This window comes from Aureispira sp. CCB-QB1 (genome assembly GCF_000724545.1).
GTDB lineage: Bacteria > Bacteroidota > Bacteroidia > Chitinophagales > Saprospiraceae > Aureispira.
On record NZ_JHBV01000022.1, the window covers coordinates 98,882 to 114,877 of the forward strand.

12 protein-coding genes are annotated in these 15,996 nt (G+C 35.7%); 5 read left to right on the forward strand and 7 right to left on the reverse strand.

What is annotated here, in order from left to right; all coding sequences use genetic code 11:
- Positions 1-108: 108 nt before the first annotated feature.
- Positions 109-690, forward strand: coding sequence for a MarC family protein (locus CG11_RS10565; protein ID WP_052595923.1), 582 nt, complete (start codon positions 109-111; stop codon positions 688-690).
- A gap of 75 nt (positions 691-765) precedes the next feature.
- Here CG11_RS10565 and CG11_RS10570 read toward each other — a convergent pair whose 3' ends face one another.
- The 6 genes from CG11_RS10570 to CG11_RS10595 form a co-directional block, all read right to left on the reverse strand.
- Entirely contained in the window at positions 766-2,367 is a 1,602-nt protein-coding gene (locus CG11_RS10570) for a hypothetical protein (RefSeq protein WP_156039738.1), read from the reverse strand.
- A 237-nt stretch (positions 2,368-2,604) separates the two neighbouring features.
- On the reverse strand, positions 2,605-3,513 hold the full coding sequence (locus CG11_RS10575) for an OmpA family protein (protein ID WP_052595927.1): 909 nt from the start codon (positions 3,511-3,513) through the stop codon (positions 2,605-2,607).
- A 477-nt stretch (positions 3,514-3,990) separates the two neighbouring features.
- Positions 3,991-4,890, reverse strand: a complete 900-nt coding sequence (locus tag CG11_RS10580) for a flagellar motor protein MotB (protein ID WP_052595929.1) — start codon at positions 4,888-4,890, stop codon at positions 3,991-3,993.
- A gap of 506 nt (positions 4,891-5,396) precedes the next feature.
- Positions 5,397-5,900: a metallophosphoesterase gene (locus tag CG11_RS10585; protein ID WP_052595931.1), complete on the reverse strand. Its 504-nt coding sequence runs from the start codon at positions 5,898-5,900 to the stop codon at positions 5,397-5,399.
- 32 nt (positions 5,901-5,932) lie between these two features.
- Entirely contained in the window at positions 5,933-8,758 is a 2,826-nt protein-coding gene (gene ccsA, locus CG11_RS10590) for a cytochrome c biogenesis protein CcsA (RefSeq protein WP_063833080.1), read from the reverse strand.
- 181 nt (positions 8,759-8,939) lie between these two features.
- Complete coding sequence (locus CG11_RS10595) at positions 8,940-9,347, reverse strand: cytochrome c maturation protein CcmE (protein WP_052595934.1); 408 nt, start codon at positions 9,345-9,347, stop codon at positions 8,940-8,942.
- Positions 9,348-9,587: 240 nt separating this feature from the next.
- Between CG11_RS10595 and CG11_RS10600 the strand changes: the two genes are divergently transcribed.
- The 4 genes from CG11_RS10600 (at position 9,588) to CG11_RS10615 (ending at position 14,681) form a co-directional block, all read left to right on the forward strand.
- Entirely contained in the window at positions 9,588-11,177 is a 1,590-nt protein-coding gene (locus CG11_RS10600; RefSeq protein ID WP_052595936.1) for a T9SS type A sorting domain-containing protein, read from the forward strand.
- A 128-nt stretch (positions 11,178-11,305) separates the two neighbouring features.
- Entirely contained in the window at positions 11,306-11,623 is a 318-nt protein-coding gene (locus tag CG11_RS10605) for a hypothetical protein (protein WP_052595939.1), read from the forward strand.
- Positions 11,624-11,729: 106 nt separating this feature from the next.
- Positions 11,730-13,508, forward strand: coding sequence for an ABC transporter ATP-binding protein (locus tag CG11_RS10610; RefSeq protein WP_052595941.1), 1,779 nt, complete (start codon positions 11,730-11,732; stop codon positions 13,506-13,508).
- Between the two features lie 444 nt (positions 13,509-13,952).
- Positions 13,953-14,681, forward strand: coding sequence for a hypothetical protein (locus CG11_RS10615; protein WP_052595944.1), 729 nt, complete (start codon positions 13,953-13,955; stop codon positions 14,679-14,681).
- An 89-nt stretch (positions 14,682-14,770) separates the two neighbouring features.
- Here the strand turns inward: CG11_RS10615 and CG11_RS10620 are convergent, their stop codons facing one another.
- On the reverse strand, positions 14,771-15,436 hold the full coding sequence (locus CG11_RS10620; RefSeq protein WP_052595946.1) for a hypothetical protein: 666 nt from the start codon (positions 15,434-15,436) through the stop codon (positions 14,771-14,773).
- Between the last annotated feature and the right edge of the window lie 560 nt (positions 15,437-15,996).

Consider the following 15,996-nt stretch of genomic DNA (forward strand, 5'->3'; position numbering starts at 1 on the left):
TCAGGCACTTAATACTAATTCTTAATGTTAAAGGTGATCTATCATCTTTTCGTTATACTATTCGTTAATAATACACTTTTTAAACCATTTTACAAAATAAAAAAAAGCATGGATTTCAGCTTAAACCAAATTGTATCTGTTTCCTTAATTCTGTTCTCAGTGATTGATATTTTTGGTTCTATTCCAATCATTATAGATCTTAAAAAAAAGGCTGGAGGGCATATTCAATCTGGAAAAGCAACCATTGTTGCAGGCATCTTGATGATTCTATTCTTATTTCTTGGTGAATCTATTCTTGGTTTATTCCACTTAGATGTTCAATCGTTTGCTGTAGCAGGTGCAATTGTCATCTTTTTACTAGGTTTAGAAATGGTTCTCGGCATTTCTATTTTCAAAGAAGACGAAACTTTAGCACGCTCTGCATCGGTCGTTCCTATTGCCTTTCCATTAATTGCGGGAGCTGGTACCATGACCACCATTTTGACATTAAAAGCCGCTTATGATACTTCTAATATCTTTGTTGGAATTATTTTAAACCTTATTTTAGTATTTATTGTCTTAAAACTTTCTAACTGGATTGAGCGAAAGATTGGTCGAGGTGGAGAGGCTATTCTGCGAAAAGTTTTTGGAATTATTTTGTTGGCAATCTCTGTTAAAATTTTTAGAGAGAACTTGTTTACAGGTATTTAATCCATGAACGCAAGTTGCTAATTGAATGCCCAATGCTCAACAAGTATTGGGCATTCAGTTTTTTTTCTACCAACGTTACTCCCAAGTCCAATGACCAAATCGAATGTAAGCAGGTTCTTTCAAATTATATGCTGGTTTTTCTCCTAATAATAATAAATTGCCATCTTCTAATAACTTTGTTGCCTTGGGATAAATGGCAATCCCATCCTCTTTTAGCCCCAAGATCGATTTTTTTGATTCCAATGTTCCTGTCTTCAAATTTATCTTACAATGTACCAAATGGCAGTTTTTAGGCTTGTTATAATACCCCTTTTTTAATTGAAATTCATCAATAACATCCAAGTTTTCTTTCAACTCATTGTACAACAAGTGCAAGTACCCTCCCCGCTCACAAGCATAAAATGAGTATAGTTTTTCTGGAACATTGGTATATCCTTCTCCACCTGCTTTTTGGCGTTTTGGTAGTACTGTCGCCCATTCTACCTGATCACCAATGACTTTGGCTATTAACAAATTATTAAGCTCATGCAATTCTTGTCGTCCCTCTGATTTGTCCCAATAAGCATTTACATAATGTTGCTCTGCAACCAGAATTCGCCCCGCTTTACTTTGTTCAAAGACAGACTTTATTTTATAGTTTTTGAGGCTCAGATGCTTTCTCTTCTTTATTTTTCTAGGAATTTTTGCCTCCATTTCAAGAATTTCACTAGGATAATCAATCACAACAGGCTGTTCAGAGAAATTAGAATTTAAGTTTAAACTAAATAGACCTGCTTTTTTTCTTGGCAATTTATAAGTTCCTATGCAAATAACTTTTCCTGTAGATGGATCGACAGATAATTTAGCCGATACCACAATAGCACTATCTTTAGGGGACAATACCTTTAACGTATCTATCGCTTTAGGACTTCCTTGCTTGCCCATATATACTACGCTGTACACAAATCGAGTTCCAATCTTTTTTTCCTCCTTCTTGTCTTTTCCTTTGTATAATTTACACAGCAAATAAGCATCACCTGCATCACTTACAACAGCATCCACAACATCATCGGTCGTAAATATTCCCGCCTTTTGCGGTAAAGATATTTCCTTCTTCCACACCTGTTTCATTTCTACGTCTACCAACAAAGCTCCAAGATTTGCAGTTGCTCTTTTCCTATGTGGTTGTTCTCCATAAAAGAGAATTTTTGATTGATCCAATGAGCGACAGGAACGAAATGGTTCTTTAGGATTGATCAGTTCCTCGTAACCTACTGAATCTATAAAATACGTGGCTTTGTTTAAATCCAATGTTCCTGTATCAATACCATTCAACCACAGATACTTCATTGGCTTATTTTCATCATTCACAACACCCCAGACATATGGTTTTTCTTCTATCGAAATTCCTTGCGGAGGGCTTCCTTTTGTACCATGATAAGAGAAATCAATGGTATTAGCACCTTCTTTTTTATTAAAATTCCAATCGTAAAAACTTACTTTTCTTTGGTAATAATAATTGGCATCCTTATACTGTTCTAGAACATAAAAACCATCTCTAGTAACCTGAATAATTTCATTTTTATTAAAAATAGAGCTCATTTCATAATTCGCACTCCATTTTATTTTTTGACAGCAAGCAGTTGCTACTGTTCCCACTATAATCATCCAAATAAGAGGGCACCTCTCCCAATTCATCCTGTTCAGTTTCATAAACCATTTATTATTTAAACCTTTTGATACATCAAACAATAGTTAACTCCGCTGCTACGAATCAAAACTACATCAATAATCACTTAATTAAGATACTCTCTTCCATAGTCTTGCTATTGTCACTTACAAACCATTATCCGCCCAATTTATTTATTCCCTAAATAAAAAAGTTGCTTGAATCATTCGCAAAGACTCAAGCAACCCTTTTATATAAAAATTATCTTATTTAGGCATACTACTCGGACTCAACAAATCATAAAATTGATCCAATTTAGGAAGAATTATAATTCTTGTACGTCTGTTGATTGCTTTGTTTTCAGGACTATCATTAGGAACTAAAGTATTGTGCTCCCCTCTACCTGCAGCAATCAAACGATCAGGATTGATGTTGTACTTCATTTGCAGTTCTCTTACTACAGAAGTAGAACGTTTAACACTCAAATCCCAATTATCTTCTATACATTCCTTGCTAATAGGATCGTTATCCGTATATCCTTCTACCATTACCTCAAAGTTAGGTTTAGACTCTACTATTTTAGCAATTTTGCCCAATACTTCCGATGCTTTGGGAGTCAGTTTGTAACTTCCTGAGTTGTATAACATCTTATCTGACAAATTAATAAAAACTACTGTTTTGTCAACTTTAACCTCAATATCTTGGTCTTCAATCCCTTCTCTCAAAACACTTTTTAAATTAACAGCCAATACCAAATTCATAGAATCTGCCTTGGTACGAGCAGCTTGTACATACTTGATGTACTTATCTTTTTTCTCCAATTGACTCAACGTCTCTTTCATATTTTCGTTAGCCGACTTTGACAAGACAGTCAAATCGCCAACGGTATTGTACTGCTGATCACGTTGTTTCTTCAAATCCTCAATTTGTCCTTTTAGATCTTCGATTTGTTCTTGGCGCAAATTCAACTCTTTGGCATCTACTTTTGCAGCCGTCAATTTTGCATTACAAGATTCTAAATCTTTCATCAACTTACTCATTTCCTTTGTCAAGCGATTCACATCTTTATTAGATGCTTCCAAGGTATTCTGTAAGCTGGTATATTTTTTCTTGCCTACACAGGAACTCAATCCTACAACGATAGCTAAAAATAAAACTAAATACTTAATGTTCATGTCTAAATTTGTTTAGTAATAAGGTAATATGAATACATTTCAACAGCCATTTTGTCTACTAAAACCACAGATAAAGGCAGTAAGTTCATACAATACTCCAAAGTCATAAAACTTATCGTCTTACCTATTTTATAAGTAAAATAGGTACTCTGTGCACAATACTTGATGGTATTACTACACTGATTCAAGGTGCTACGTGGTTTCCACAAAGTAATGATATAACAAAAAAGCTATCAAGGTTCTAGGTATGCTCTTTTGAGCCTACTATATAACAAATGTAGTTAGATTTCTACAGATAATGCTAAATTTAGAACGATCTTTCTATAACAGCAAAATGTTTTTAAATCCCTTATTACAACAAAAAAGGTCACTCAAAGTTTCTACAAAACTTCAAGTAACCTTCTCTTTTTTATGGCGTGACTTCTCATCAAGCCTATATACCCTCTAACAAGGAATAATCATGCTAAAAAAAACTTATTAGTTAGGCATTTCCTTTGGGTTCAATAATTCATAAAATTGGTCCAACTTAGGTAGAATTATAATTCTCGTACGTCTGTTGGTTGCTCTACCTTCTGATGTATCGTTCGAAACTAAAGCATTGTACTCTCCTCTACCTGCGGCAATCAAACGATTGGGATCTACATTATGTTCTTCTTGTAACGCTCTAACAACAGAAGTTGAACGTTTGACACTCAAATCCCAATTGTCTGTCACACACTTTCCATTCATTGGCACATTGTCCGTATACCCTTCAACCATTACTTCAAAATTAGGTTTTGCTTTAACAATTTTAGCAATTTTTCCTAATACCGTTGAAGCTCTATCCGTCAATTCATAACTTCCTGAGTTGTACAACATTTTATCTGATAAATTGACAAATACAACTGTTTTGTCAACCTGAACATCAATATCCTCATCTTCAATACCATCTTTCAATACACTTTTCAAGTTAACAGCCAATGCTAAATTTAAAGAGTCTGCTTTGGTCCTAGCAGCTTGTATATATTTGATGTATTCATCTTTTTCTTCTAATTGGCGCAATGTTTCTTTCATATTTTCATTAGCCGACTTTGACAAGACAGTCAAATCGCCAACAGTGCTATATTGTTGTTGTCTTTGTTTTTTCAAATCTGCAATTTGATTTCTCAAATCTTTAATTTGTTCTTGGCGCAACATTAACTCCTGAGCATCTGCCGATGCCATTGCTTTACACTCATCCAGATTTCTCATCATTTTGCTCAACTCTTTTGTTAAGCGATCTACATCTTTATTAGAAGCTTCTAAAGTAGTTTGTAAGCTTGTATATTTTTTCTTACCTACACAAGAAGTCAAACCGAACCCTAGTGCCAAAAAGACTATTAAATACTTAAAATTCATGTTTCCGTTTGTTTTAAAAGTGAAAAAAAATTAAAACCAATTAATACATGTAATTATTAATACCAGACAAAAAGACATACAGATTGACTGTAATCATTTGTCTAACAAAACAAATACTACGATTAAATTCCTACACACTCTACCCAAGCAATAGGATTAGATTTTAAATATGTATTTATTCTTTTTTCCCTTTTGTTGTGTATTGTACTTTGCACAAAGCCACATACACCAAAAATTTTTAGCTAAAATTTCTGACAATCCTCAAAGGTGGATTGCATCTTCATTTACAAAAGGTTAAGGTCTTATTAAGCTATAACCACCAAGTGGCAAAGACCTAATTTAGAATATTTGACGACAGGCGACAGTAATTTATATTAATTGTTAATTGGGTATTATTTTATTGCCTGCTCATCTATAACAACAGGAAAGAGGAGTTTTTGTTTATGAAAAATACTTTTTTTCTCAAAACTCCTATTACTTATTTTTCTATGTACAAATGAAAAAAATCACTTAATGGCACCACGCAAACCCAATTCTATGGCTTCTAGATTTTTGATTTGTTGGTTGATAATTGAAAAACGCAATAATGTTTTTACTCGGTGAAATCCATAAACTCCGCAAGCACCGGGATTCATGTGTAGCGTCCCCAATTCTTTATCACGCATTACTTTTAAAATATGAGAATGCCCACAAATAAACAGTGTAGGGCGATACCATTTTAGACGACCATGAATATATTTGGGATATTTGCCAGGATAGCCACCTATATGCGTCATCCAAACAGTTATACCTCCACACTCAAAATGCAATTCCTTAGGATAACGTGCCCTCAATTCATGCCCGTCAATATTCCCATAAACAGCTCTAAAAGGCTTGAAGGCTTCCAAACGATCAGCAGTTTCTACATTTCCAATATCACCTGCATGCCATATTTGGTCACAATCTTTGAAGAATTTAAATACATCTTCGTCAATGTGACTATGCGTATCAGACATTAAGCCTATTTTCATTCAATTCTATTTTTTCTAATCATACAAATCAACTAAGCCTCTTGCTTCAATTCTACCAAAGGCTCTGTATCTGTAGCATTTGCTTGTCTTTTGGTTCCTTTCATCTTAATTCGTTGCAAACCACTGAACAATAGCCCAAACATCATCATAATGCAACCAATCCATACCAACTGTATGCCAGGGAAAATCAAGGCTTGCACAACAACATATTCTCGTTTTGGCGTCTTATCTTTTACTTGCAACAATACTTTGCCTTCTTCTGGCAATATATTGGTCAATTTAAATTCTAAACCTAAACGATCTAGTTTGGTTGGCAAGTTAAATTGCTGGCGTCCACGAATGTAATACAACGCTCTTGCTTCATGGACTTCTTTGGTATTAATATCATGAATGTCCAAAATAGCGGTGACAGGAATATCTCCTGCTTCGTATTTATAATCTGGATGGTCGTATGTTTCTGTATCGTTTGATCTGTAGATAACATAGTAGCGGTTGGTATAAAAAGTATCCCCCACTGCAATATATTTAGGTTGCCAAGAGGTGGTATCTGCTTTAGCCTCTGCTTCAGGATCTACAAATGCCCAATGTGGTACAGCTAATGTAAACACATCTTGGTGAATATAATGTTTGGTATTAGGATTAGCCGCTCGGAATTTCAAGCTTCGATTGGGCAAAGTATCGTGCAAGACATTCGGTGTCGTAATAAACCTATCCACAATATTTCCATCTACATCCTTTTTCAAGAAATTGAGTTCAAAATATTGTGCATTTCCTTCTGTCCAATTTTTAGTATAACTAACCGAAAAGCCATTGGTCAACTGCACTGTTTGTCCATAAGGAACCAAAATATTTTTATTCGTTTGCTTGTTCAAATCGCCTAGCAAGCCGTCCAGCTCTTGAGAAGCAAAAGGGTCAGCAAGTGCATGTTTTAAAGCCCCTGAAAAGACAACTCCTACTAACATTAATCCAAAACCTACATGAGATAAAGCAGATCCCGCCAGTTTCATGTTGCCTTTCAACACCCCCAACAAATAACTAGTGTTGGTTATCACAGCAAAAATACCACAACCAACCAATAACCAATATTGCCATGCTACAATGCCACTTGCCCACATAATTGGAACCGTTAACGCAATACTACCAAGTGTAGCACCTAATATATATAAGCTAAATCGCTCTCCATACTGTCCTGTCATCGTTTCTTTTCGGTAAGCCAAAAATTGAACGACACCAGAAAGTAATGCCACCAATATTCCTATCCACAATTGGAAATTATTATGATGCGCGACCACATCTTCTGGAGGAGCAATATTTCCACCGTCTAATGTTACAAAGAAGTTATAAAAACTATCTAAAACAACAACACCTTCCACCGAGCTCAACAAACTTACCCCCCAGTCTACTAGAGTATCAAAAGGTTCAATGACAACAAGAGCATTGATAACAGGAATTGACGTTGTTACCGTAATCAATCCCGAAGAAAATAGCAAGACCAAAGCACCAACAAACATCCAAAATTCACGAGAATAAGCACTTTCTTCCTTTTTAGGGGCAGGAATTTCTTTTCGACGATAAGCATAAAATCCTGTTCCAAAAAATGCCAGAGCCCCCATAAAAATAATCATTTGCCACTCTAAGCCCATTTCGGTAAAGGCATGAACCGATGTTTCGCCTAAAATTCCACTACGAGTTAGGAACGTAGAATAAACAATTAGAAAGAATGTGCTTAGATAGAAAAAGTATGTGCTCTTTGTCGAATAGCCTGTTGCTCTAGCAACTAAGGTGGTATGAATACCTGCTACTAAAGTAATCCAAGGCACCAAAGAGGCATTTTCTACAGGATCCCAAGCCCAATAACCGCCAAAACTCAACGCTTCGTACGCCCAAACACCTCCCATAAAAATTCCTGTTCCTAAAACCGCTCCACTAAACAAAGCCCACTTCAAAGCGGGCGCCATCCAACTTTTATGATCTCCTTTCCATAAGCCTGCAACTGCATAAGCACAAGGCACGATAGTAGTGGCAAAGCCCAAAAACAAGGTAGGCGGATGTATGGTCATCCAATAGTTTTGCAACAATGGATTCAAGCCAGTTCCTTCTATAGATTCTAGATAATTAGCTGTATTAAAAATTGGAGCAAAATGAACATCTCTCAACAACATAAATGGGCTTCCTCCTATACGAATTTCGCCCAAATGATAACAGCCCATTAAAACTAAACTCAACAAAACCAATGTTGGTAATAGTGCTGCTATCTTAAAAACACCTTGCAAATGCTTGGGACCTCTAAATATCAAAACACTAAATAGGGTTGTTAATACAAGCCATACAAAACCGCTGCGACCGTATAAGTTGCCCAAAAACGCATAGCTTGTACTTTCTGGATCTCCGCCATAGAAATAGAGTCCTAAAATAAAAAATACAAAGAAAATTTGTGCAAACGACAAGACAGCCATAACAGGTTGTTCCCATTCTTTGGCTGTTTTTATTAATACAAATCCCAATATAGAGTGCCAAAACAACCACAACAAAAAACTTCCTTCTTGTCCTTCCCAAAAAGCAGCAAACGTATATCGAAACGGCAATGTATCGGAGACATGACTCCACACATAATCGTATTCATAATACTTGTTAATCATCATAAAAAAGATGAGAACAATCACGCTAATAATAGAAATACCATGTGTTATAAATGCTGCACGACCAATTGTTTTCCAGCTCTTTTTCTGGTTTTCATTTTGCTCATTGGTTCCCAAAGCATAACTAATTGTAGCCAATACAGCAGTGGCAAAAGCCAAAAAAATCAAAAACTGCCCTAATTGCCCTACCCAGAGGTGCTCCCCTATATACTCTATCATTCTAGTTTATTTATTATATTGTTGTTTGTAGCAACTTACTGATTGCTACCCTATTCTACTATAACCATTTGCTCTTTCATTATTTCGAAAATGGCCATCAAAAAATTCCCCCAACACAGCTAGACTGTAATTGATACCTTATGCACAACGCCCAATTACAGGGCTACAAGACGCTACTGAATTAAGCATCTCCGTAGATAATATTTTCGTTCTGGAGCTTTTCATCTTGATACTTGGACGGACACTTTAGCAAGATATCATGAGCGACAAATAAGTCGCCTTTCATTTGTCCTTTTAGAACAATTTGTTCAGAGCGTTCAAATTCTGCTGGTTTTTCTTTTTGGCAAAGTACCTTCATTTCTTTACCTTTCTCATCTTTCATAAAAAAAGTAAACGAATTAGCGTCTGCTTCGGGGTTGTATACAACTTCTTTATCTATTGATAAATGTCCAACAACCTGGTGTACTGCATTCGGATTTTCTAGTGCAGTAGCAAAATCAGTATAAGTACTTGCGTCTCCTGCAATCGCAATTAATGAAGCGATTGCAATTGCGATTGCAATTAATCCTATAATATGCGTTTTTTTCATGATTTTTGTACAGATTATATTTTTGAATTAGAATATCTTTCATTTATAAATTGCTATATCATGCTTGCTTTTAGCACAAGCAAACGAGCGTAGCGAACTAAAAAGAAAAAAGAACAACTTACTCCGTAATTTTGTTTTAAAAAAAACGAAAGAGGTCTTCTTTTTCTTTTTTAATTTTTCACAAAAATACGAATTTTTAAGCAGACCTTCTTTATCTCATCCTTAAACCTTTTATTTAGATTGATTTTTAATAAGGAAATAACATTTTTTTTTATTCTGCTAACACTTGGCAACTACAAGACCTTTGCCCAAGCTGCCTTTCCCATAGGAGGATCAGGGGGTGATGAGGTAATTGATGTAGCCACATATCATCATCACGTCATCCTTGGTGGCACCTTCCAACAAAATTTAAACAACACTTGGAGTAGAGGTGGCAGTGATATTTTTTTACAACAATATGACTTGCAAGGACAGTTAATTTGGGAATATGCTTTAGGTAGCTCTAACAATGACCACCTAAAAGCTATTGACTGCTCCCCTACAGGATCTATTTTTAGTACGGGCACCTTCAGCGATAGTCTTTTTTTAGGTAGACAAGATACGTTTATATACAGCAATCGTCCTGCTGTCTTTATAACCCAACATCAAATTTCTGGTCAATTGAATTGGGTCAAAACGCTTCAAGGACAAAGTTTAGTCATAACAGAAGATATTATTAGCGATGTACAAGACAATAGTTATGTAACAGGAGCTTTTCAGGATAGTTTTTGGGTCGATAGTACCCACTTATTAGTTGGAAATGCCAAAAACACTCCTTTTGTCATCAAATTAGATCCAACAGGGAATGTTCTCTGGGCAAAAACCCCTGAGACTGCTGATGAAGGTAGTGGTATCGCCTTGGCACTAAGCCCTCAAAACGAATTGTATTGGGCGGGGCAATTTAAAGGTTTTTTTGCTTGTTCTACGGATAGCATTAGAGCGCATTGGATTTACAATGACTTATTTTTAGTCCAGCTAGATAGTAATGGAACAACGTTAATGCAGCAACATTATGGAGGGGCTTATAACAATACTTGTACAAGCCTCAAATGGGCTAACCAACATTTGTATCTAGGTGGAAGCTTTATGGGAGTCTTGGACATTGGATCGGTTCGACTGGTGACTGCTTTTAGGCATTTTGATGCTTTTGTTGTCCAACTTAACGCAGATGGCAGCCCCAATTGGGCTGTACAAAGCAACACCGACTCAGATTGTTTTTTGGAGGACATTACTCTTTATCAAGACAAGGTACTACTTTGCGGGCATTACTTAGATTCGCTCCATTGGCAACAAAAACAACATCTAGCAATTGAAGGGAGTGAAACCTTTCAAATTATGATGGATACCTTGGGACAAACCTTGTCTTCTAGTTCTTGGACAGGAAGTGGTTTTGATTTAATCAAAGCACAAGCAATACATCCTAGTGGGCAATTAATTTCTGTCGGTGGTTTTCAAGCGTCAATGTCAATAGACAGTTTATCCATTCAGGCAAGTGGATTTTCATCTGGTTTCTTAGTCATTGCTCCTCTGCCAGCTTTAGTAAATACAGTAGTATCTCCAACTTTTCAACTGGTTGACATAACAATTACTCCCAACCCAGCCAAAGATTCAGCTTTGTTAACCTGTGATAATGGTGACATTAGGCTTTGGAACCTGTACAACCTAAATGGTCAAATTATACTATCAGGTAATACCCCCCACATCCCTTTAAGTAAGGTAGCTGCCGGCACCTATAGTCTTCAAGTCGTTACAAGTGGTGGCATTGGCATTGAAAAAATAGTTGTTTATTGATTTTTGTACTCTAAATCATATCTATTTCCTATGGGCTTATGGATAAAAATTATAAAAAATAAACAAAGCCATAACTTATTCTAAAAGGATTCCCTTACTTTTGCAATCCAACTAAAACGATCTAAAAAATGGCTAAAAAGAATAAAAAAACACTAAATACCTACAAAATCCGAGTGGTTTATGGCTTTAAAGAGAAGCTAAAAATTGTTCTTTTAGGAGAATTAAAATCGGGAAAAGTAGAAGATGGAATGTCTATTAAAGTATCCCTAGAAAGTGGTATGGAGATTGGCAAATGGGAAATATTGGAGGTTCTACACACTAGTTTTATCAACCAACATGAGAATCCTAATTTCAAAGGATTGATTGTAAAATGTAAAAACTTGGCAGATTTTGAACTTCTCAAAACTTTACGTGTTTACGAAGAAGTTATCGAAATTGTAGATTAGTGATCAAGCAGCATCTACTTTAATTATGAGTAATGGTTTAGAAAAAATGACTGCCTAATAGAGCATTTTTTCTGTCTTCTTACTTAAGTATAAAAATAGTAAATAATTGAGCGAACCAAATCAAAAATATGCCGACTGGCCCCTTGCTAAACGAATCATAGGGCTAGCAATGCCTTATCGTGGGATATTTTTTCTCGCAGCAACATTGTCAATCATATTGGCTCCCATCTCTATTTTGCGCCCTTATTTGGTACAACGTACGGTAGATGATTGTATTATTAATAGCAATGGCGAAGGGCTATTGTTTATGATTAGTTTGCTATTTGGAGTTTTAGTACTTCAAGGAATTTTGTATTATATCTTCTCATACTCGACTAGTTGGTTGGGACAATCGGTTATTAGAGATTTGAGAACACGAGTTTTTGATCACATCAATAGCTTGCGTTTATCTTATTTTGACAAAACGCCAATCGGAACTTCTACAACTAGAACCATCAACGATGTAGAGACAATTAACACCGTTTTTTCACAAGGGTTTATTACAATCATTGCTGATATTCTTACCTTATTGTTTGTCTTAGGTATTATGCTTTGGACTAGTTGGAAAGTTACCTTGGTTTGTTTGATCACGATTCCACTACTTGTTTTAGCAACATACTGGTTTAAGGAGGCTGTCAAAAAAGCCTACGAAGTAGTTCGAACACAAGTATCTATGATGAATGCGTTCTTACAAGAACGCATTACAGGAATGCGAATCGTTCAAATTTTTAATGCTGAAGAGAAAGAGCTTGAAAACTTCAAAGTTATCAATAAAAAGTACGCAAAAGCCAATATTAATTCTATCTTTTACTATGCGATCTTCTTCCCTACTGTAGAAATTTTGTCTGCAACGTCTTTGGGATTGATGGTTTGGTATGGTGCCAAAGGGGTCATTGGTGGCGAAGTTACCTTAGGTGTATTGGTTGCCTTTCCTTTGTATATTGGAATGCTATTTCGTCCTATCCGCATTTTGGCTGATAAATTTAATACCTTGCAAATGGGGTTGATTGTTGCCAAACGAATTTTCAAAGTTTTGGACAATACCAATGTAATTGAAAATTCAGGAAGTATTGTTCCGACACATCTAAAAGGAGATGTCTGTTTTGATAACGTGCATTTTTCTTATCAACAAGATTTGGCTGCTTCTGAAATTAAGGAGTGGATTTTAAATGGTGTTAGTTTTAAAATCAAAGCAGGAGAAACCATGGCTATTGTCGGCAGTACTGGGGCAGGGAAATCGACTATTATTAATATATTGAATCGTTTTTACGAAACTCATCAAGGTGAAATTACGATTGATGGGCTCAACATCAAAGATTATGAACTGTTTGGTTTGCGTGGGCGAATTGCTGTTGTTCTGCAAGATGTGTTTTTATTTTCAGGTTCGGTTCTAGATAACATCACGTTAAAAGCACCACATATTACTAGAGAAGAAGTTGTCGAGGCAGCTAAGATGATTGGGGCACATCCTTTTATTGAAAAACTGCCCAATGGTTATGACTATCAAGTTATGGAACGAGGGGCTACGCTTTCGATGGGACAACGCCAACTGATCTCTTTTGTTCGAGCATTGGTTTTTAATCCCGATATTTTGATTTTGGACGAAGCAACCTCCTCTATTGATCCTGAAACAGAAAGTATTATTCAATATGCTATCGAAAAATTAATCGCCAAACGTACGTCGATTATTATTGCGCACCGCCTATCTACCATTCAACATGCCGATAAAATTATGGTATTGGAAAAAGGAAAGGTAAAAGAAATTGGATCACACCAAGAGTTGTTACAAATAGAAAATGGTCATTATAAAGAAATGGTTGAAACTGCCTATGCTTTGAATGGTTAAGTTTTGTTTGAATACTTATCTATTTCTACGTTATTTGCCTTATAACATTACTCCACTGAAACCACGCAGTAGCAGCACAGCTAACTAAAAGCAAAGCGCTCACGCAGTAAATCATATTAATTTACCATGTGAGGGCTTCGCCGTTGATCATCAACAAGACGCTCTACTGACTCTTACACTAAAACACTAATAATCAAATTAATGTAAGATGCTTTTTTATGTTTTTTTTGTAGAAAAAAAAGCAACGAAGTATTATTATAATATCTCTAAGTATTAATATCGTTTTTCATAAAACACGTATATATACTCTAATAATACGTTAAATTTATGTTGATCTTTGACCTGTAATCAAACAACAAGTAGCTACTTAACCTCAAATTGATTGCAAAGAGGAACCTGAAAATCTTAGAAATAGAGTAAGGATAATCAACCTAAATTTATAACATGGCATTCAATCAAAATCAAATCGAATGGAATAATGGCCAATTAATCACCCTAGGTCAAGGAGATACGGCAATATGTAAAGGAAATTTAAACAATGGTCAGCTTTACTGTTTATTTTTCTACAATTCTGCTGGCAATGACGCTAGCACTATCGTCAATGTTGTGTGGTCAAACTCTGAACCACCAATACAAGTAAATGTCCCTGGAACAACGCAACAACAAGGCTTAGCCTCTCTGTGTTTTGTTGATGGTAGCCAAACCAACACGGTTTCCGCTTCTGTTACACATGGCAACCAAGGTGCAAAAATTCAAGCATTCATCTGTAGTGTTAAAATGCCAATGGGGAATAGTGGCATCAACAACCAGCAACTTCCTCTTGATGGCAATCAACATGATTTTAATAAATTTACTCGTTACTATGCAGTACCTGCGTCTCATTGGTATTCAGGGCAAATTCAAAGTGATATCAATCAGTTTATTTGTGTTCAATTTAAAGAGTACCAAGCAGTCGTTTATATCGTCAATCAATTGGTAGATCCTAGTACTGTTATTAAGTACGCTGGCAATAGCAAAGACCTAGTTACGGTACAGTCTTCTACTACACAAAGTATTTCTTTTAATTTCCAAGGGAATGCTGGTCAGCAATATGTTTGGATGAATGCCGATAGTGTTCAAAACAGTGGCGATGCTTCCATTGTTGTTCAATCTTTGAGTGGATTGACCGTATAAACACGGACATTTTGTAAAAAATAAAGCGATTTGGGCAGTAATTTCCAAATCGCTTCTTTATTTATATAGACCAATGTTGCCCTTTCGACTTAGAAAGGCTGGTTTATTCCTTGCGAATAAAAATTGAAGGTCACTGTAGCTCTCAAATAATGTGTTTGACCACTAGGGCAAGTGCACAATAGGGCATCTCCTTCAAACTCCACGTTAACAATCTTACCACTAAGATTTGGACGAGAAGGCTGTGTGCTCAAAATTTCACAAGCAAAATGTTCTTTTAGCGCATCGGCTTCTATTGGACTAATAGAATTATCCAAATAGTACGCTGTTACAAATCCCAGATTAGGATCAAAAACCTCGTGTCCACTGTCCAATAATTCATAAACAACAATTTCTTGCTCTACTAAAGGTCCTGGAGGTCGATAAGTACAACCACTAAACACAGGATCACAATGAAATACCTGTTCCAAATCGTAATCAATGTACCCTGCTTGAGTTTGATTGCCTACTGTCCAGCTAGAAGCGTTGGTCATCGTTGGCAAATATAAATTATTACAAGTCGTCAGATTACTTATATCATAAGTGTACGTCGTCCCTGAAGTTACAGGTGTCCCCCCCTTTCGAAAGCTTGCCTGATTATCGCTAACTTGCACTTGTGCAACGGCATCCAATTCATCTGTTGGTGTGATTTCTAAGTTCTCTTTTTCGCAAGCACTCAAAATACAAGCGGCTACAATTAGCAAAAGATAAATTTTCATAATAGTTTTTGTTTGTTTTAACCCACTAATTACATCGAAAGGTATTAGTTACGCTTTCCTACTGCAATAATTAGCTGCGCTGCTACTGTAAACCTCGCAGGGCTTAATTCAGTATTGTAATGTCAATTGAGTGGCTCATTCTGTTTAATAAAAGTGATGATTTTTCTCAGCTATAAAATGCTAAAAATTATTATTAATCTCAAATTAATACAAAGAGCAGACATATTAGAAATATATAACATAAAAAACATTAGTACTTCGTAGATTTTTTGTTTTTCGATCGTAAAAACCCAAAAGCACCTTTGCATCAATTTTCTCACAAAGCCTTGAAAGATGTAAAATTTTTAAAATTGACACTTAAAGAGCAACCTAATTGCATTGGCTCACGTTCTATCTGAATCTCTTATTGGTATTGCTCGTTACTTCATGTAATGAAGTTCTTGTAATGAAAAAAAACTACAAAACCATCTATTAGAGCTTCTAACTTTAACCCTTTTTTTTGCTAAAGAATTCTAACAAAAAGAGGGCAGATAATTAAATATTTTGCCTAATCTTGCAAC

What these genes read in the sequence shown, in the direction of transcription:
- ccsA (WP_063833080.1), bottom strand. Translation starts at nt 8,758, where the DNA reads ATGATAGAGTATATAGGGGAGCACCTCTGGGTAGGGCAATTAGGGCAG.
- CG11_RS10565 (WP_052595923.1), top strand. Translation starts at nt 109, where the DNA reads ATGGATTTCAGCTTAAACCAAATTGTATCTGTTTCCTTAATTCTGTTC.
- CG11_RS10570 (WP_156039738.1), bottom strand. Translation starts at nt 2,367, where the DNA reads ATGAATTGGGAGAGGTGCCCTCTTATTTGGATGATTATAGTGGGAACA.
- CG11_RS10580 (WP_052595929.1), bottom strand. Translation starts at nt 4,890, where the DNA reads ATGAATTTTAAGTATTTAATAGTCTTTTTGGCACTAGGGTTCGGTTTG.
- CG11_RS10620 (WP_052595946.1), bottom strand. Translation starts at nt 15,436, where the DNA reads ATGAAAATTTATCTTTTGCTAATTGTAGCCGCTTGTATTTTGAGTGCT.
- CG11_RS10605 (WP_052595939.1), top strand. Translation starts at nt 11,306, where the DNA reads ATGGCTAAAAAGAATAAAAAAACACTAAATACCTACAAAATCCGAGTG.
- CG11_RS10615 (WP_052595944.1), top strand. Translation starts at nt 13,953, where the DNA reads ATGGCATTCAATCAAAATCAAATCGAATGGAATAATGGCCAATTAATC.
- CG11_RS10585 (WP_052595931.1), bottom strand. Translation starts at nt 5,900, where the DNA reads ATGAAAATAGGCTTAATGTCTGATACGCATAGTCACATTGACGAAGAT.
- CG11_RS10595 (WP_052595934.1), bottom strand. Translation starts at nt 9,347, where the DNA reads ATGAAAAAAACGCATATTATAGGATTAATTGCAATCGCAATTGCAATC.
- CG11_RS10575 (WP_052595927.1), bottom strand. Translation starts at nt 3,513, where the DNA reads ATGAACATTAAGTATTTAGTTTTATTTTTAGCTATCGTTGTAGGATTG.